The organism is Mesorhizobium sp. M0058, assembly GCF_040323095.1.
Classification (GTDB): domain Bacteria; phylum Pseudomonadota; class Alphaproteobacteria; order Rhizobiales; family Rhizobiaceae; genus Mesorhizobium.
Window position 1 is genome coordinate 73,652 of sequence record NZ_JAMYUQ010000009.1, and the last position, 16,343, is coordinate 89,994.

The following is a 16,343-nucleotide window of genomic DNA, read 5'->3' on the forward strand; positions in this document are numbered from 1 at the left end:
CACAATGCGTTGCATACATCCGACGCAATCACTGGCTCTTAGACGGCGACATGGCTTCGCAAGCTCTGACATCAAACGAACCGCTTTTCAGCAGACCCGGCCAGAGGGATGGACGCCGGCTGCTTGCGTTGCCTGGCGTTGTGGCAATTGCCGGCGCGCTGGTTACGGCGGCAATCTCGTTTGCCATTCTTGTCGGCGCCACGCCGATCACGCCAGACGCAAACACAACGCTGACGCTGATTGCGGCCAATGCCTTATTTGTGCTGGCGCTGATCGCCCTGGTCGGCCGAGAGGTGCATCGCATCACCATGGCGCGCCGGCACGGCAAGGCGGCTTCGCGGCTGCATGTGCGCATCGTGACGATGTTTGCGCTGGTCGCGGCCATCCCCGCCATCATGGTGGCCATCATCGCCTCGATCACGCTCGATATCGGCCTCGACCGCTGGTTCGAAATCCGCACCAAGGCAATCGTCAACTCGTCGCTGTCGATCGCGGACGCCTATGTGCAGGAAAACGCTCGCAATCTTCAGGGCACGACGCTGTCGATGGCCTACGATCTCGATGCGTCGCGCACGCTTTACGGCCTCGATCGAACCGGCTTTCTCGACCTGATGAACAAGGAAGCCGTGGGCAGGAGCCTGGTGCATGCGGCGCTGGTCAGGGAAGACGGCTCCTTTGTCATGAGCGCGAAGACCGATGCGGATTTCTCTATGCCGCCACCGCCGGAGGGCGCGGTCAGCGCCGCGGCCGACGGCAAACCGGTGCTGATCGAGCCGAAGACGCGCAACATCATGGGCGCCATCATCAAGCTGCGGGAGATCGAAGGCCTCTACCTCTACACCAATCGCCTCGTCGACCCCGAAGTGATCAAGGCGAGGGCGATCGTCCAGTCCAACACCGCCGAATATCGCGGCCTGGAAGACAACAGGCGGACGTCGCAGGTGGCGTTCGCGCTGCCCTATCTGTCGCTGACGCTGATCATCATCCTGTCGGCCATCTGGACCGGCATAGCGGTGGCCGACCGTCTGGTGCGGCCCATCCGTCAGCTCATCGGCGCGGCTGACGAGGTTGCGACCGGCAATCTCGATGTCGCCGTTCCGGTACGGCCTTCCGACGGCGATGTCGCCTCGCTTGGCGATACGTTCAACAAGATGCTGCTGGAGCTTAAATCGCAGCGCAACGAGATCCTGTCGGCCAAGGATTTGATCGACGAACGGCGTCGTTTCTCGGAAGCGGTGCTGGCCGGCGTCACCGCCGGCGTCATCGGCGTCGATCCCTACGGCATCGTCTCCATCGTCAACAAATCGGCCGAAACGATGCTGGCCATATCGGCCACGGCGGCGCTGGGGCAGAACCTGTCCGCCGTGCTACCGCATGTCGGCCGTGTCTTCGAGATCGGCCGCAAATCCGGCAAGCCAGTCTATCGCGAGCAGGTCACCTTCTATCGCACCGGCGCCGAGCGTACCTTCAACGTGCAGATCACCATCGAGGCCGGCGACGACGGCGAGGAGGAGAAATCCTACGTCGTGACGGTCGACGACATCACCGATCTGGTCCAGGCACAGCGCTCGTCTGCCTGGGCGGATGTGGCGCGGCGTATCGCACATGAAATCAAGAACCCGCTGACGCCGATCCAGCTCTCGGCCGAGCGCATCAAGCGACGCTTCGGCAAGGTCATCACCGAGGACCGCGAAATTTTCGACCAGTGCACCGACACGATCATCCGGCAGGTCGAGGATATCGGCCGCATGGTCGACGAGTTCTCGGCTTTCGCCCGCATGCCCAAGCCCGAGATGAAAGCCATCGATCTGCGTGAATCGCTGCGCGAGGCGTCGTTCCTGGTCGAAGTCAGCCGCGCCGACATTGCTTTCGAACGCGTGTTCGGCAACGAACCGCTCAAGGGCACGTTCGATAGCCGATTGATGGCGCAGGCTTTCGGCAACGTCATCAAGAACGCGGCCGAGGCGATTGACGGGCTGGAACAAAAGGACGGTTCGCACGGCATAATCCGGATTCAAGCTGCCCGGCAGAATGGCGCGATCAGAATCGACGTCATCGACAATGGCAAAGGCTTGCCGCGCGAGAACCGCCAAAGGCTGCTCGAGCCCTACATGACGACGCGCGAGAAGGGCACCGGGCTCGGTCTCGCCATCGTCAAGAAGATCGTGGAGGACCATGGCGGGCGGCTCGAATTGCACGATGCGCCCGCGGATTTCCACGGCGGACGCGGCGCGATGATCTCGATCATCCTGCCGCCAGCTGCCGCAACCGCGCCGCCACGCGGTCAAGGCGAAACGGAACACGAACGAGAAACTGAAAAGGTCGGTAATGGCGTCTGATATTCTCATCGTCGATGACGAGGAAGACATCCGTGAACTCGTCGCGGGCATATTGAGCGACGAAGGGCATGAAACCCGCACGGCATTCGATGCCGACAGCGCGCTCGCGGCAATCGCCGACCGGGCGCCGCGGCTGATTTTCCTCGACATCTGGTTGCAGGGCTCGCGCCTCGACGGGCTGGCGCTGCTCGACGAGATCAAGACGATGCATCCGAGCCTGCCGGTGGTGATGATCTCCGGCCACGGCAATATCGAGACAGCGGTGTCGGCCATCCGCCGCGGCGCCTATGATTTCATCGAGAAGCCGTTCAAGGCCGACAGGCTGATCCTGATCGCCGAGCGGGCGCTCGAAACCTCGAAATTACGGCGCGAGGTGTCCGACCTCAAGCAGCGCAGCGGCGAAACCTTCGACCTGATCGGCATGTCGTCGGCGATGAGCCAGCTGCGCCAGACCATCGAGCGCGTGGCGCCGACCAACAGCCGCGTCATGATCATCGGTCCGTCCGGCTCGGGCAAGGAGCTCGCCGCGCGCGCCATCCACACGCTGTCGACGCGCAAGGGCGCGCCGTTCGTGACGCTGAGCGCCGCCAACATCACGCCCGAGCGCATGGAGATCGAGCTGTTCGGCACCGAATCGAACGGCACCGAGCGCAAGGTCGGCGCGCTTGAAGAGGCGCACCGCGGCATTCTCTACATCGACGAAGTGGCCGACATGCCGCGCGAGACGCAGAACAAGATTTTGCGCGTGCTGGTCGAACAGCAGTTCGAGCGGGTCGGCGGCACCAAGCGGGTCAAGGTCGACGTCCGCATCATCTCCTCGACCTCGCAGAACCTGGAGGCGATGATCGCCGACGGCCGCTTTCGCGAAGACCTCTATCACCGCCTGGCGGTGGTTCCGGTCATGGTGCCGGGCCTGGCCGAGCGGCGAGAGGACATTCCCTATCTCGTCGACAATTTCATGAAGCAGATTGCGCGTCAGGCCGGCATCAAGCCGCGCCGCATCGGCGACGATGCGCTTGCCGTGCTGCAGGCGCACAACTGGCCGGGCAATGTCCGCCAGCTGCGCAACAATGTCGAACGGCTGATGATCCTGGCGCGTGGCGACGATATCGATGCGCCGATCACCGCCGACCTGTTGCCGTCGGAGATCGGCGATGTCATGCCGCGCACGCCGAACCAGTCCGACCAGCACATCATGGCGCTGCCGCTGCGCGAGGCGCGCGAACAGTTCGAGAAGGACTATCTGATCGCCCAGATCAACCGTTTCGGCGGCAACATCTCGAAGACGGCGGAATTTATCGGCATGGAGCGCTCGGCGCTGCACCGGAAACTGAAGTCGCTGGGGGTCTGATCCCCATTGTTGTTGGTCGAGCGGGCCGCGCCCGTGCAATTGCCGGTTACGGCAGCGGCGGAATCGCCTAGAAATAGCGGGACTGTTCTGAGGGATCACCCATGCCGCGCATTGCCTATGTGAACGGGCGCTATGTCGCCCATGCCGACGCTGCCGTGCATATCGAGGATCGCGGCTATCAATTCGCCGACGGCGTCTACGAGGTCTGCGAGGTGGCGCAGGGCTTTATCGTCGACATGCCGCGCCATCTTGCCCGGCTGAGCCGCTCCCTTAGCGAATTGTCGATCGACTGGCCGGTCACCAAGGGCGTGCTGCCGCTTCTTCTGCGCGAAATCGTCCGGCGCAACCACGTCGTCAACGGCCTGGTCTATGTCCAGGTTACGCGCGGTGTTGCCAGCCGCGACTTCGTTTTCCCGGCCGATACACCGTCATCGCTGGTGATTACGGCCAGAAAGGCCGACCCGGCGGCGGCCGCCAAGCGAGCCGAGGCGGGCATCAAGGTCATCACCGTGCCGGAAAACCGTTGGGACCGGGTCGACATCAAGAGCACCGGCCTGCTGCCCAACGTGCTGGCCAAGCAGAAAGCCAAGGAGGCCGGCGCCCAGGAAGCCTGGTTCGTCGACACCGATGGCAACGTCAAGGAGGGCGGCTCGTCCAACGCCTGGATCGTTACAAGGGACGGCGTTCTGGTCACCCGGCCGGCGGAGCATGGCATCCTGCGCGGCATCACCCGCACGACCATGTTCGAAGTGGCGGCAAAGCTCGGGTTGACGATCGAGGAGCGCGGTTTTTCAGTCACTGAAGCCAAGGCTGCGCGAGAAGCTTTCATCAGTTCGGCAACGACAATCGCCATGCCGGTCGTGGCAATCGACGGTGCCGCGGTCGCCAATGGGCACCCCGGTTCGATAACACTTTCATTGCGGCAAGCCTTTTTTGACGTTGCGGAAAAAAGTCCAGCCTGATAACCGCACAGACGGACTGCACATCAATATATCTCGTTCTGCTTGTCGTTACTGACGGCAAGGGGGTGTTTGCAAGCTTGACATGTGCCCGCTAATTTGGCGCATTAGCCTGCAAACCGAAGGGGATCGGCGAAAGACAAGAACAATGGCGGAACGATCGCAAAACCTTCAGGACCTGTTCCTGAATTCTGTTCGCAAGAGCAAAAATCCACTCACCATCTTTCTCATCAACGGCGTCAAGCTGACCGGCGTGGTCACTTCCTTCGACAATTTTTGTGTTCTGCTGCGCCGTGACGGCCACTCCCAGCTCGTCTACAAGCATGCCATTTCCACGATCATGCCGAGCCAGCCGGTTCAGATGTTCGATGGCGAGGAAAGCCAGGGCGCCTGATTGGCACGTGAAAAAGACGCGGACCGCGGCGTCCGCGGGAAACCAGCACATAATTCCGGGACGGAAGCCACAGGTCCGACCCGGGCGGTTGTCATTGTGCCGGTGCTTACCCGGCATCAGCGCAACGACGACGAAACGAACCGTCCACGGCTGACGCGTTCGGCGGATGCGCGCCACGACGAAGCGGTCGGCCTTGCCCGCGCCATCAACCTGGATCTGATCCACACGGCGGTGGTCACCGTCAACGATCCACGCCCGGCAACCTTGCTCGGCAGCGGCAAGGTCGCGGAATTCGCCGAGATCGTCAAAGAGGGTCACGCGGAGGTGGTCATCGTCGACCATCCGCTGACGCCGGTGCAGCAGCGCAATCTCGAAAAAGAAATGAATGCCAAGGTGCTCGACCGCACCGGATTGATCCTGGAGATTTTTGGCGAGCGCGCGCGGACCAAGGAGGGCACGCTGCAGGTCGAACTTGCCCATCTCAACTACCAGAAGGGCCGCCTGGTGCGGAGCTGGACCCACCTTGAACGCCAGCGCGGCGGAGCCGGCTTCCTCGGCGGCCCCGGCGAAACCCAGATCGAGTCGGACCGGCGGCAGCTGCAGGAAAAAATCATCAAGCTCAAGCATGAGCTGGAAACGGTGCGCCGCACCCGCGACCTGCACCGGGCCAAGCGCAAGAAGGTGCCGTTCCCGGTGGTGGCGATTGTCGGCTACACCAATGCCGGAAAGTCGACGCTGTTCAACCGGCTGACCGGGGCCGACGTGCTGGCCGAAGACATGCTGTTTGCAACGCTCGACCCGACGCTGCGCCGCGTGCGCCTGCCGCACGGCACGCCGATCATCCTGTCGGACACAGTCGGCTTCATTTCGGACCTGCCGACGCATCTGGTCGCCGCCTTCCGCGCCACGCTGGAAGAGGTCGTCGAGGCCGATCTGGTCATCCATTTGCGTGATATCTCAGATCCGGATACGGCCGCCCAGGCCGAGGACGTCGAGCGCATCCTTGCCGATCTCGGTGTCGACGCTGGCGATGCGAACCGGGTCATCGGGGTGTGGAACAAGGTCGACCTTCTCGACGACGGCAACCGGGAGCGCCTGCTCGCCGACGGCACTGACGCCAACAAGGCGCCGCCGATCGCCATCTCGGCGGTCACCGGCGAAGGCATCGATGCGCTGAAGGCGCTGATCGAGACCAGGATGTCGGGCGAACTCGAGGAATTGACGGTGACGATCGAACCGGCGCAGTTCGGCCTTGTCGACTGGCTATACCGCAATGGCGACGTCGTTTCGCGGGTAGACAATGAGGATGGCAGCGCGACCATCGCACTCAAGGCCACGCACACCGCCCGGCAAGAGATCGAAAGCCGATTGCACCGCAAAAACAGGCAGTAAGCCTGATTATTTCACGCCCTTGGCCTGCTGCCAGAGCACTTCCATCTCGTCCAGCGTGGCTTTTTCGAGCGTGCTTCCCGATGCATCGATCGCGCGCTCGACATAGTGGAAGCGCGAGCGGAACTTTTCGTTGGTGCCGCTAAGCGCCGCTTCCGAATCGAGCTTGAGGTGACGCCCCAGATTGACGACGGCAAACAGCATGTCGCCGAATTCGTCCTTGATCTCAGCCGTTTCGCCCTTAGCCAGTGCCTCGCGCAGCTCGCCGATCTCTTCCTCGATCTTGTCGAGGATGGGTGCTGCCTCGCTCCAGTCGAAACCGACACGCGCTGCCTTTTCCTGCAGCTTCAGCGCACGAGTCAAAGCGGGCAGGGCGACGGGCACGCTGTCCAGGAAACCCTTGCCATGGTCTTCGGGGTCGAGGCCGCGGGCGAGGCGCGCACTTCGCTTTTCGGCTTTTTCCTCAGCCTTGATCTTTTCCCACATGCCCTTTGCCATGCCGGCGCTGCGCGCCTTCTCGTCGCCGAAGACATGCGGATGGCGCCGGATCATCTTGGTGGTGATGGCCTCGACCACATCACCGAAGGCAAAATCGCCGGCTTCCTCAGCCATCTGCGCGTGGTAGACGACCTGCAGCAGGAGATCGCCGAGTTCGTCGCGCAGATCGTCGAGATCGCCGCGCGCAATGGCGTCCGCCACCTCATAGGCTTCCTCGATCGTATAGGGCGCGATGGTCGAGAAATCCTGCTCGATGTCCCAGGGACAGCCGGTCTTCGGCGCCCTGAGCGCCGCCATGATCTCGATCAGCCGGGAAATGTCGCGCGAAGGTTTCATGCGGCGAATGCTATCCCGCTGCCTGTCGTGCGGCCAACGCTGTCAGCTGGCGGCCTGACCTTGTCCACAGCTCAGCCGTATCAGCCGAGTACCGACACAACCGCCTTGGCGAGGTCATCCATGCCGTCCTCGGGCAGGCCGGCGACGTTGATGCGGCTGTCGCCGACCATGTAGACGCCATACTCGGCACGCAGCCGCTCGACTTGCGCCTCGGTCAGGCCAAGCCTGGAAAACATGCCGCGATGGCTGGCGATGAAGTCGAAGCGGTCGGAGTTGGACTGCCGGCGCAGCGCGTCGGCGAACTGGACCCGCAGCCTCAGCATGCGCAGCCGCATCTCCTCCAGCTCCGCCTCCCAGTCGGCGCGAAGGCCATCATCTTCCAGCACCATGCGCACGGCGGCGGCGCCGTGGTCCGGCGGCATCGAATACATGGCGCGCGCCGCCGCCAGCATCTGGCTCATCGCGACATCGGCTTGCGCGCTATCCTTCGCCAGGATCATCGCCGCGCCGACGCGGTCGCGGTAGACGGCAAAGTTCTTCGAGCAGCTCGAGGCAACGACCATTTCAGGCACCTTGCCCGCGAGAAGGCGCAAGCCGGCCGCATCGGCGTCCAGGCCTTCGCCAAAGCCCTGATAGGCAATGTCGACAAAGGGCAACAGCCCGCGCTCGACGACAAGATCGGTGACGCTGGCCCATTGCGCGATATCGAGATTGGCGCCGGTCGGGTTATGGCAGCAGCCATGCAGCAGCACGATATCGCCGGGCTCGGCTGCGCCAAGCGTTGCCAGCATCTCGTGGAAGCGCACCGCGCCGGAAACGGCATCGAAATAGGGATAATCGCGCACCTTGAGGCCGGCCCCGCGCATCACCGGCGGGTGGTTCGGCCATGTCGGGTCCGACAGCCAGACGGTTGCGTCGGGGCGGGTCCGCTTCAACAGCTCCGCCACCAGCCGCAGCGCGCCGGAACCGCCAGGCGCTTGCGCGGCGCGGATGCGCGTCATGTCGGCAGCGGGGCCGAAGGCCAGCTTGACCATCGCCGTGTTGAAGCCGGTGTCGCCGGCAAGGCCGAGATAGGTCTTGGTGTCCTGGTCCTGCAGCAACCGCTTCTCGGCCTCGCGCAGGGCGCGCATGACCGGCGTCCTGCCGTCGCGGTCCTTGTAGACGCCGACGCCGAGATCGATCTTGCCGGGGCGCGGATCGGCGCGATAGAGGCCGATCAAGGCGATGATCTTGTCGGCCGGGGCAGGTTGCAGGGTCTCGAACATCAATACGGCTCCAATGGCGGCGGAGTAATACGCAAAGCGGCCGCGTTTCGCCAGTGCTTCCATCTGCGCCAGTCCGCTAGCGTACTGGACCGTTACGCCAAGCTTTGTCTGTACGGCAGGGGTCGGCGGCTATGGCGACGGGTTCATTCCAATCCGCCGGATAAGCACCCGTCCAATCACGGCGAGACCGATGCCGGTCAGCAGGGAGAAACCGCCGAGCATGCCGGCCAGCCCGGCAAGGAACCAGCGTCCGGCGAAGCTGTCGACGGAGGCATTTTGCGGATTGGTTGGGTCGTAAGCGACAGGGACGCTGTCGCCATCACCCCAGAACGAGCTGTGGACGGCATTGTTGAAGCGGATGACGGTGCCGTCGGCGGTCGAGAACTCGATGCGGGGATTGTATTCGGCGGCGACAATCCTGCCTGTCGCCGAAGCGGTACGAGGGCCGTACATCTCGACGATGGCCAGCACGCCGGAAGCGATCAGTCCGACAATGCCAAAGATGATGAACACCCTGCCGACGATCGGCAACGCTGCAAAACCCGTTACACGACTACCATTGGCCATCTTTTGCTCCTGGGACAGACGGATAAGGCTAGACTTCATCCATAAAGCAAACATCTGCCGCACGGGAGATGGGTAAGTGCGCAGCGGACTTCTGATTGCATGATGCCTATTGTGGCGACGCAAAAAGTTTAGTCGCGATGGATTAAGATCCCCGCCTGTTCCGTAAACAGGGCATGAAACGGTCGATGCCACGCTTCGATATTGTCGGCCAGCTGGGTTCGCTCAGGCGCTACGCACGCTCGCTGACGCGCGACAGCACTGACGCCGAGGATCTGGTGCACGATGCGCTGGTGCGCGCCTACGAGCGGCGCGACACATTCCGCTCGGGCGGCAATCTGCGGGCATGGCTGCTGTCGATCGTCCACAACGCTTTCATCGACAAGATGCGCTCGCGCCGGTCGGAAGCGGTGCGCGTCGAGCAGGCCGGCTATCTCACCGATGCCAGCACGCCGGCGCCGCAGGAACATTCCGTGCGCCTGGCGCAGGTGCGCGAGGCCTTTTTCAGTCTGCCGGAGGAGCAGCGTTCGGCGCTGCATCTGGTCGCCATCGAGGGCCTTTCCTACCAGCAGGCCGCCGACGCCAGCGGGGTGCCGCTGGGCACGCTGATGTCGCGCATCGGCAGGGCGCGCGCAGCACTGCGCGAGATGGAAAACGCTGCACCTTCGCCGGCCAAAAGCCATCTGAGGATCGTGGGAGACCCGTCATGACCGACCTGTTGCGGGACCCGGTGACCGATACCGATCTCGACGCCTATGTCGACGACCAGCTGGATGTCGCGCGCCGCATCGAGGTCGAGGCGTTCCTGTCGGCTCGTCCGGAGGCTGCGGCGCGGGTGATGTCCGATTTGAGGACGCGCGACGAACTGCGCCTGGCGCTGGCTGCTTCCACAGGAATGGCGCGGCCGGCGACGACTGAAGTCGCGCGCCGGCTGGGCAGGGGACTGGCCAGTCGCCGCGTCTTCGCCGTGCTGCAGCGGGCGGCCGCGGTCGCCGTCTTTGTCGCTGCCGGCTGGCTGGCGAACGGCCTCTTCGGGCCGCTGCTGGTGACCAAGGTCGTGGCTTCGCCGCCGCCGCCCGCCTATGTCGAAGAAGCGGTCCGGGCGCACAAGACGACGCTCATGCGCGAGGCGATGCCCTCGCAGCTGGAGGCGCCCAACTACAATGGCGACGAAATCCGCGCCGCCACCGCAATCGTCATGCCATCGCTGCCCAAGCACTGGAAGGTCCGCGACGTGCAGATCTATCCGTCGCGCTTCGGGCCGAGCGTCGAGGTGGCGCTGGAGACGAAGGATATGGGGCTGGTCTCGCTGTTTGCGATCCGGCCCGGAACCTTCGACGTGGTCAAGCCTGCCATCGCGCCCTCCGGCGACATCTCCTCTGCCTATTTCCAGATCGGCGAGGTCGCGTACGCGGTCGTCGCGCGCAGCGATGTCCACGACCTCGACCGCGCCGCCGAGACGCTTGCCAAGACACTTTACTGATCAGGACACTTTACTGAGACCACATAAGGAGAACCCGCAATGAATACCCCTGACCTCGGATACCGCATGGGCACTGGCGCACGCGCCGGCGCCATCTATGACGAGGGCCTGCGCAGCCACATGCTGCGCGTCTACAATTATATGGGCATCGGCCTCGTCGTCACCGGCATCGTTGCCATGGTGGTGTCCTCGACGCCGGCCCTCTACGTGCCGATCTTTTCCAGCCCGCTGAAATGGGTGGTGATGCTGGCGCCGCTCGCCTTCGTGCTGCTGTTCTCGTTCAAGATGCAGACGATGTCGGCGGCGAGCGCCCAGTTGATGTTCTGGGCCTTCTGCGCGGTGATGGGCCTGTCGCTGGCTTCGGTGTTCCTGGTCTTCACAGGCACCAGCATCGCGCGCACCTTCTTCATCACCGCCACCATGTTCGGCGCCACCAGCCTCTACGGCTACACGACCAAGCGCGACCTGACCCAGTTCTCGTCCTTCCTGATCATGGGCCTGATCGGTGTGGTGATCGCCAGCGTCGTCAACATCTTCCTTGGCTCGACCGCGCTGCAGTTCGCCATCTCGGTGATCGGCATTGCCGTCTTTGTCGGCCTGACCGCCTGGGACACGCAGACGATCAAGGAACAGTATGCGGAGAATTTCGACGCGGAATCGCAGCAGAAGCTTGCCGTTTTCGGCGCGCTGTCGCTGTACCTGAACTTCGTCAACATCTTCCAGCTGTTGCTGAATTTCACCGGCGAGCGCGAATAGTCGAACCGTAGCAAGGCAACAATCTCGATCTCGCAGTGGCCGGAGGTGAATCTCCGGCCACTGTCGTTTTGGCGTGGAGACATCGCTCCTCTATCTGCGCGATGTCGCGCCCTTGAGTCCACGCGGGCTTTTGCTAACCTGCCGCTCGCACGCAGCTTTCCGCGAGAACGCATGGAACAAGTGACGCTTCACGGCGACGGCATCTCGGCAACCATTGTCGGGCAGGGGGCCGAGCTCATCTCCTTGCGCAATGCCGAGGGTCTGGAGTTTTTGTGGCAGGCCGGGCCGGAATGGCGGCGGCATTCGCCGGTGCTGTTTCCGATCGTCGGCCGGCTGAAGGGCGACCAGCTCCGCCACGGGGGCCAGGTCTATCCCCTGACGCAGCACGGATTTGCCCGCGACAAGCCGTTTGTGTGGGCTGACGCGAGCCCCCGATCCTGCACGCTGGTGTTGACCGACGATGCCGATACACGCACGCGCTATCCGTTCGCCTTTCGCCTTGCCATCACCTACACGCTCGAGCGTCGCGAACTTGGTGTGAGCTTCGAGATTGCCAACACCGGCGACGAGACGCTGCCAGCCTCCATCGGTGCACATCCGGCTTTCAATTGGCCATTGCAGCCGGGGCTCGCCAAGACCGACCACCACCTGACCTTTGCCCAGGACGAGCCGGCGCCGATCCGCCGGCTGAAGGATGGCCTGGTGCTGGCTGCACCGCAGCCGACGCCCATCGAAGGCAAAACGCTGGCGCTTTCCGAACAGCTGTTCGAGGCAGACGCCGTGATCCTCGACCGGCCGGCCAGCACCAGCGTGCGCTATGCCGCCGCGAACGGTGCGGCGATCAAGATGTCGTGGCAGGGTTTTAAGGAATTGGGCATCTGGTCGAAGCCGGGCGGCGCTCCGTTCCTGTGCATCGAACCTTGGCACGGGCTTGCCAGCCCCGTGGATTTCGATGGCGAGTTCGCGGACAAGCCGGGCGTGATGCTGATCGCGCCCGGTGAAAGGCGCGTGCTGAGCTATCAGGTACGGCTCTACCATGCGCCACTGTGACCGATGAACCAGAGATAGGCGCGATGAAACTTGGCTTCATCGGCACGGGTGCCCTTACAGCGGCCATCGTCAGCGGGCTCAAATCCGTCGCGGATAACTCCGTCTCCGTGCTGCTGTCGCCGCGCAATGAAGAGATCGCCGCAGAGCTGGCAGCCCGTTATCCGGATGTGCGTATTGCTGATGACAATCAGGCGGTTCTCGATCAATGCGAACTAGTCATGCTGGCTGTCCGGCCGCAAATTGCGCATGACGTCCTGCCGGGTTTGCGGTTTCGGCGCGAGCATCACCTCATCAGCTTGATCGCCACGCTGCCGCGCGAGGAGATTGCCCGCTTGACCGCACCCGCGCACCAGGTGACGAAAGCGCTGCCCATGCCGATGATCGCCCACCGGCTGGGGGCAACGATCATCTGCCCGCCGGATGCCACTGTCGCTGCCTTGTTCGGCAATCTGGGGAAAGTGATCGAGGTCGAGAACCCAGCCGAATTCAACGCGTTGAGCGTGGCCACCGCAACCTATGCCAGCTACTTCAGATATCTCGATACGATTAACAGCTGGCTCAAGAGGAATGGCGTGGAGGAAGGGAAGGGGCGCGATTACATCGCCTCGCTTTTCAAAGCCTTGGGATGCGCTCCTGATATGTCGCCGGATGCCGACTTCATGCATCTGGCGCAGGACTATGCGACGCGCGGCGGCATCAACGAACAGGTTCTTCGCGAACTCACGGCGCGAAACGTGTTCGAGGCGCTCACCGAGAGCCTGGACGGCGTACACTGGCGCATCGTCGGCGATACGCCTTGATGGGCGGCACCTTGAAATTCCCTGATGATCAGGAGTATGGCTCCAACGGATGTTCCGGACCGTTTCAGGAGGGTCGGCGGGTGCCTGGATGCTTGAAATTGGGCTTTGTGGCAGCGGCGCTGGCTGTGCTGATTGTCTTTCCGGTCGCTGCCGCCGACATCGACCTCGCCAGCCTCTACCGCGCGCAATCGGTGACCAGCGGCACTGGCGAGGAGAACCGGGCGTGGGGCCTGGCGCCGTGCCTTGAAGAGGTGCTGGTCAAGGTTTCCGGCGACCCGCGGCTGATCGGCGACCCGCGTGTTGCGGACATGAGCCGGCACGCGGCCGACTATGTCACTGGTGTCGGCTACCGCGACCTGCTCAATAACCGCCCGCCGCATGACGAGCAGGGCACCCACGACCGGCCGCATTACATCACCGCCGATTTCGACCCGGACAAGATCGATGCCTTGCTGGCGTCGCTCGGGCGCAAACCGTGGGCGGTGCCGCGGCCAAAAATCGTCGCACTGCTGGATGTAAGGCCGATGAAAGGCGACGGCTTCACGCTGGTGCGCGATGGCGGCGGCGAGCTTGCGGCGGATATGCGCGTTGCGCTGGCGGACGCGGCGCACCGGACCGGTTTGCCGCTGGAGTTGCCTCGGCCGTCGGACGTCGCGCTCGCCGACGTGGCCAACACGCTGGATGGCGATGCCCTGCTTGCCGGCACTTTGGTATGGCGCCAGGAAGCGCTGGGCTGGGTCGGCGACTGGCGGCTCAGCTTCAAGGATAAGGAGTATCGCTGGCAGGTACGTGGCGTCAGTTTCGACGATGCGTTCCGCAACGCCACGCGCGGAACGCTGCAGATCCTGTCGGGCAATGGAGAGCCGGAAGCCGTCACGCCCTGACTTCAAGGGAACCTTCTTGCCGGAGCGCCGTAAACAAAGTGGCGGGCAAGCTTTGAGCAAGGAGGTAGAATTGCAACATCGCCGGATCGACATTGACGGAAACAGCATCTTCTATCGCGAAGACGGCCCGCCTGATGCTCCCGTCCTTCTCCTGCCGCACGGCTATCCGTGCTCGTCCTATCAATTCCGAAGGTTGATGCCGGCACTTGCCGATCGCTGGCATACATTCGCGCCGGACTTTCCCGGCTTTGGCTACAGCGCCACGCCCGAAATGTCGGTTTTTGGCTATGATTTCGATGCCTATGCCGGGTTTCTGACAGCTTTCGCCGATGCGCTCGGCACGTCGCGCTATGCTCTCTGGCTGCACGATTATGGCTCACAGATCGGACTGCGCCACGCCATCGCACATCCCGAGCGCATCGCGGCACTCATCATCCAGAACGGCGATATATACGAGGATGTTCTCGGGCCGAAATACGCTGGGATAAAAGCCTATTGGACGGAAAAGACGCCCGAAAAGCACCGGCCGTTGGAAGAGGCGGTGAGCGAGGAGGGGTTCCGGCACGAGTTCGTCGGAGAGGTGGATTACGCTGTAGCCGAGCGCGTGCCTCCCGATCTTTGGAAACTCCACTGGCCTTTGATGGACACGCCGATCCGCCGGCGGCTCGCGGTCGGCCTGATGGAGAAGCTGGAGGCGAACCTCGGCTGGTTCCCGCGCTATCAGAGCTATCTGCGCGAGCACCAACCGCAAACGCTCATCGTCTGGGGCCCCGAGGATGGTTACATGCCGGCACAATCGGCGCATGCCTACCAGCGCGATTTGCGGGAAGCGGAGCTTCATCTGATCGATGGCGCCGGCCACTGGTTGCTCGAAACCCATTTCGATGAGGCGCTTCCGCTGGTGCGCGATTTTCTGGCGCGCGTCCACAGTCAGGAAGCGAAAGGGACGGGCAGGGCGGCCGGCCGGGCGTAGACCCCTCCGTTGCGGTCATCGGATCGATCTGCAACCATGGCGTCATGATGGAAAAGTCTGCCGCGCCCTGGCCTCTGCTGCAAATCGCGATCGAGCCGAAGTCGCGGGCCGATCAGGAGAAGCTAGCTACTGCCTTGTCGAAGCTGGCGGACGAGGATCCCTGGTTGCACGTCAAGCAGGATGCGGAATCGGGCCAGACGATCGTCGCCGGCAGGGACGAACTCCACCTCGACATAGTCATCGACCACCTGCGCCGCGAGTCTCGCATTGAGGTGAATGTCGGCGCGCCCAAGGTAGCGTATCGCGAGACGATCACCCGTAAGCACGAGCAGGACTACACGCACAATAAGCAGTCCGGTGGTACGGGTCAGTTCGCCCGCGTCAAGATTGCGTTCGAGCCGAATGGCGGTAGCTGGGACTTCGTCTTCGGGTCCAAGGTCGCCGACGGTGCGCTTCCGAACGAATATGTTGCGGGCGTCGAAAAGGGGCTGCGGAACATTCTGTCTTCAGGCCCGTTTGCTGGCTTCCCGATGCTTGGCGTGAAGGCAACGCTGATCGACGGCGCGTATCACGATACTGATTCCTCGCCCCTGACTTTCGAGATCGCCGGCCGAGCCTGCTTCCGTGAAGCCGCTCCCAAGCTGGGCGTGCAGCTCTTCGAGCCGATCATGCAAGTCGAGGTGAACACGTCGGCGGCCTATGTCGACAAAATCATCGCCGAACTGCACAGCCGCCGGGGCCTGATCCGGAGTCGGGAAATCAGCGGCGTGGTCGTCGTTGTCAAAGCGACAATGCCGCTCGCGAACATGTTCATGCTGGAGGATGCGCTCCGGTCCTGTTCGAACGGACTGGCACGCCTGCGCGCCGACTATTCCGGATACGCTCCCGTACCACTGCCACCCGGCGGCGACCCACCGGCCGCCATGGCCATGGCCAGATGACGTCGCCAAAATTCTCCTCGCGGGCAGGGTTCCTTGTCGGCCTCGGCGTCACGCCGGTCGCCTTTTTCCTGGCGCTCTATTCGGCCGGGGCCGGGCATGGCGACTATGTGCTGGCGCGACTTCTCTATCCGGTCCCCATGCTGGCAACGCTTTTGACCAACACAACGATCACCAGCCTTTCCATCGGATTGGCTGCGCTGCAGTTTCCTGCCTATGGGGCATTTGTTGCGGGCGCCGGCGGCTCCAGATGGCTGGCCCTTGGCGTCTTCCATCTTGTTGCAATCGCAGCAGCCTTCAGCGGCCTCCTGGAAAGCTTTTCGGGATGACGCTCCTGTTCGTTATCCCGGCGCGGGCCGGTCGA

The 16,343-nt window shown here is 63.1% G+C and carries 16 protein-coding genes and 1 pseudogene; 14 read left to right on the plus strand and 3 right to left on the minus strand.

Going from position 1 to position 16,343, the window contains the following annotated elements; all coding sequences use genetic code 11:
* Positions 1–50: 50 nt before the first annotated feature.
* The 5 genes from NKJ75_RS16935 to hflX all read left to right on the plus strand — a co-directional run bounded on the left by NKJ75_RS16935 (position 51) and on the right by hflX (position 6,435).
* On the plus strand, positions 51–2,339 hold the full coding sequence (locus tag NKJ75_RS16935; RefSeq protein ID WP_023668928.1) for a sensor histidine kinase NtrY-like: 2,289 nt from the start codon (positions 51–53) through the stop codon (positions 2,337–2,339).
* On the plus strand, positions 2,329–3,690 hold the full coding sequence (gene ntrX, locus NKJ75_RS16940; protein ID WP_023668929.1) for a nitrogen assimilation response regulator NtrX: 1,362 nt from the start codon (positions 2,329–2,331) through the stop codon (positions 3,688–3,690). Before NKJ75_RS16935 ends, ntrX begins: the two co-directional genes overlap by 11 nt.
* Positions 3,691–3,791: 101 nt before the next feature.
* On the plus strand, positions 3,792–4,652 hold the full coding sequence (locus NKJ75_RS16945) for a D-amino-acid transaminase (protein ID WP_023668930.1): 861 nt from the start codon (positions 3,792–3,794) through the stop codon (positions 4,650–4,652).
* A 145-nt stretch (positions 4,653–4,797) separates the two neighbouring features.
* The gene (gene hfq / locus NKJ75_RS16950; protein ID WP_006202172.1) at positions 4,798–5,043 is read left to right on the plus strand and encodes an RNA chaperone Hfq; all 246 of its coding nucleotides are present in this window, start codon (positions 4,798–4,800) and stop codon (positions 5,041–5,043) included.
* Positions 5,044–6,435, plus strand: a complete 1,392-nt coding sequence (gene hflX / locus NKJ75_RS16955) for a GTPase HflX (RefSeq protein ID WP_023745037.1) — start codon at positions 5,044–5,046, stop codon at positions 6,433–6,435.
* Positions 6,436–6,441: 6 nt separating this feature from the next.
* Here hflX and mazG read toward each other — a convergent pair whose 3' ends face one another.
* The 3 genes from mazG to NKJ75_RS16970 form a co-directional block, all read right to left on the minus strand.
* Positions 6,442–7,266, minus strand: a complete 825-nt coding sequence (mazG, locus tag NKJ75_RS16960; protein ID WP_023688462.1) for a nucleoside triphosphate pyrophosphohydrolase — start codon at positions 7,264–7,266, stop codon at positions 6,442–6,444.
* 80 nt (positions 7,267–7,346) lie between these two features.
* The gene (locus NKJ75_RS16965) at positions 7,347–8,531 is read right to left on the minus strand and encodes an amino acid aminotransferase (protein ID WP_023734026.1); all 1,185 of its coding nucleotides are present in this window, start codon (positions 8,529–8,531) and stop codon (positions 7,347–7,349) included.
* 129 nt (positions 8,532–8,660) lie between these two features.
* Entirely contained in the window at positions 8,661–9,098 is a 438-nt protein-coding gene (locus tag NKJ75_RS16970; RefSeq protein ID WP_023706554.1) for a DUF3592 domain-containing protein, read from the minus strand.
* A gap of 173 nt (positions 9,099–9,271) precedes the next feature.
* Here NKJ75_RS16970 and NKJ75_RS16975 point away from each other — a divergent pair, with 173 nt between their 5' ends.
* The 9 genes and pseudogenes from NKJ75_RS16975 to NKJ75_RS17015 all read left to right on the plus strand — a co-directional run bounded on the left by NKJ75_RS16975 (position 9,272) and on the right by NKJ75_RS17015 (position 16,308).
* Positions 9,272–9,805, plus strand: coding sequence for a sigma-70 family RNA polymerase sigma factor (locus NKJ75_RS16975; protein WP_023745039.1), 534 nt, complete (start codon positions 9,272–9,274; stop codon positions 9,803–9,805).
* Entirely contained in the window at positions 9,802–10,578 is a 777-nt protein-coding gene (locus tag NKJ75_RS16980) for an anti-sigma factor family protein (RefSeq protein ID WP_352499969.1), read from the plus strand. Before NKJ75_RS16975 ends, NKJ75_RS16980 begins: the two co-directional genes overlap by 4 nt.
* Before the next feature lie 39 nt (positions 10,579–10,617).
* On the plus strand, positions 10,618–11,334 hold the full coding sequence (locus tag NKJ75_RS16985) for a Bax inhibitor-1/YccA family protein (protein WP_352499970.1): 717 nt from the start codon (positions 10,618–10,620) through the stop codon (positions 11,332–11,334).
* Positions 11,335–11,505: 171 nt separating this feature from the next.
* Entirely contained in the window at positions 11,506–12,384 is an 879-nt protein-coding gene (locus NKJ75_RS16990) for an aldose 1-epimerase family protein (protein WP_352499971.1), read from the plus strand.
* A 23-nt stretch (positions 12,385–12,407) separates the two neighbouring features.
* A complete protein-coding gene (locus NKJ75_RS16995; RefSeq protein ID WP_352499972.1) occupies positions 12,408–13,184 on the plus strand; it encodes a pyrroline-5-carboxylate reductase in 777 nt (258 codons plus the stop codon).
* On the plus strand, positions 13,184–14,068 hold the full coding sequence (locus tag NKJ75_RS17000) for a DUF8605 domain-containing protein (RefSeq protein ID WP_352500007.1): 885 nt from the start codon (positions 13,184–13,186) through the stop codon (positions 14,066–14,068). Before NKJ75_RS16995 ends, NKJ75_RS17000 begins: the two co-directional genes overlap by 1 nt.
* A gap of 70 nt (positions 14,069–14,138) precedes the next feature.
* A complete protein-coding gene (locus NKJ75_RS17005) occupies positions 14,139–15,041 on the plus strand; it encodes an alpha/beta fold hydrolase (protein ID WP_352499973.1) in 903 nt (300 codons plus the stop codon).
* Positions 15,042–15,082: 41 nt separating this feature from the next.
* Positions 15,083–15,982: pseudogene (locus NKJ75_RS17010) on the plus strand (translation factor GTPase family protein); the annotation flags it as partial.
* Positions 15,979–16,308 (plus strand): hypothetical protein, encoded by a 330-nt coding sequence (locus NKJ75_RS17015; protein WP_023668943.1) that lies wholly within the window; start codon positions 15,979–15,981, stop codon positions 16,306–16,308. The pseudogene NKJ75_RS17010 and the gene NKJ75_RS17015, both read left to right, overlap by 4 nt.
* The last annotated feature ends 35 nt before the right edge of the window (positions 16,309–16,343 follow it).

Bases quoted from the DNA above. Each gene is read 5' to 3' on its own strand.
- NKJ75_RS16935 (WP_023668928.1), top strand. From the start codon at position 51: ATGGCTTCGCAAGCTCTGACATCAAACGAACCGCTTTTCAGCAGACCC.
- ntrX (WP_023668929.1), top strand. From the start codon at position 2,329: ATGGCGTCTGATATTCTCATCGTCGATGACGAGGAAGACATCCGTGAA.
- NKJ75_RS16945 (WP_023668930.1), top strand. From the start codon at position 3,792: ATGCCGCGCATTGCCTATGTGAACGGGCGCTATGTCGCCCATGCCGAC.
- hfq (WP_006202172.1), top strand. From the start codon at position 4,798: ATGGCGGAACGATCGCAAAACCTTCAGGACCTGTTCCTGAATTCTGTT.
- mazG (WP_023688462.1), bottom strand. From the start codon at position 7,266: ATGAAACCTTCGCGCGACATTTCCCGGCTGATCGAGATCATGGCGGCG.
- NKJ75_RS16965 (WP_023734026.1), bottom strand. From the start codon at position 8,531: ATGTTCGAGACCCTGCAACCTGCCCCGGCCGACAAGATCATCGCCTTG.
- NKJ75_RS16970 (WP_023706554.1), bottom strand. From the start codon at position 9,098: ATGGCCAATGGTAGTCGTGTAACGGGTTTTGCAGCGTTGCCGATCGTC.
- NKJ75_RS16975 (WP_023745039.1), top strand. From the start codon at position 9,272: ATGAAACGGTCGATGCCACGCTTCGATATTGTCGGCCAGCTGGGTTCG.
- NKJ75_RS16980 (WP_352499969.1), top strand. From the start codon at position 9,802: ATGACCGACCTGTTGCGGGACCCGGTGACCGATACCGATCTCGACGCC.
- NKJ75_RS16985 (WP_352499970.1), top strand. From the start codon at position 10,618: ATGAATACCCCTGACCTCGGATACCGCATGGGCACTGGCGCACGCGCC.
- NKJ75_RS16990 (WP_352499971.1), top strand. From the start codon at position 11,506: ATGGAACAAGTGACGCTTCACGGCGACGGCATCTCGGCAACCATTGTC.
- NKJ75_RS16995 (WP_352499972.1), top strand. From the start codon at position 12,408: ATGAAACTTGGCTTCATCGGCACGGGTGCCCTTACAGCGGCCATCGTC.
- NKJ75_RS17000 (WP_352500007.1), top strand. From the start codon at position 13,184: ATGGGCGGCACCTTGAAATTCCCTGATGATCAGGAGTATGGCTCCAAC.
- NKJ75_RS17015 (WP_023668943.1), top strand. From the start codon at position 15,979: ATGACGTCGCCAAAATTCTCCTCGCGGGCAGGGTTCCTTGTCGGCCTC.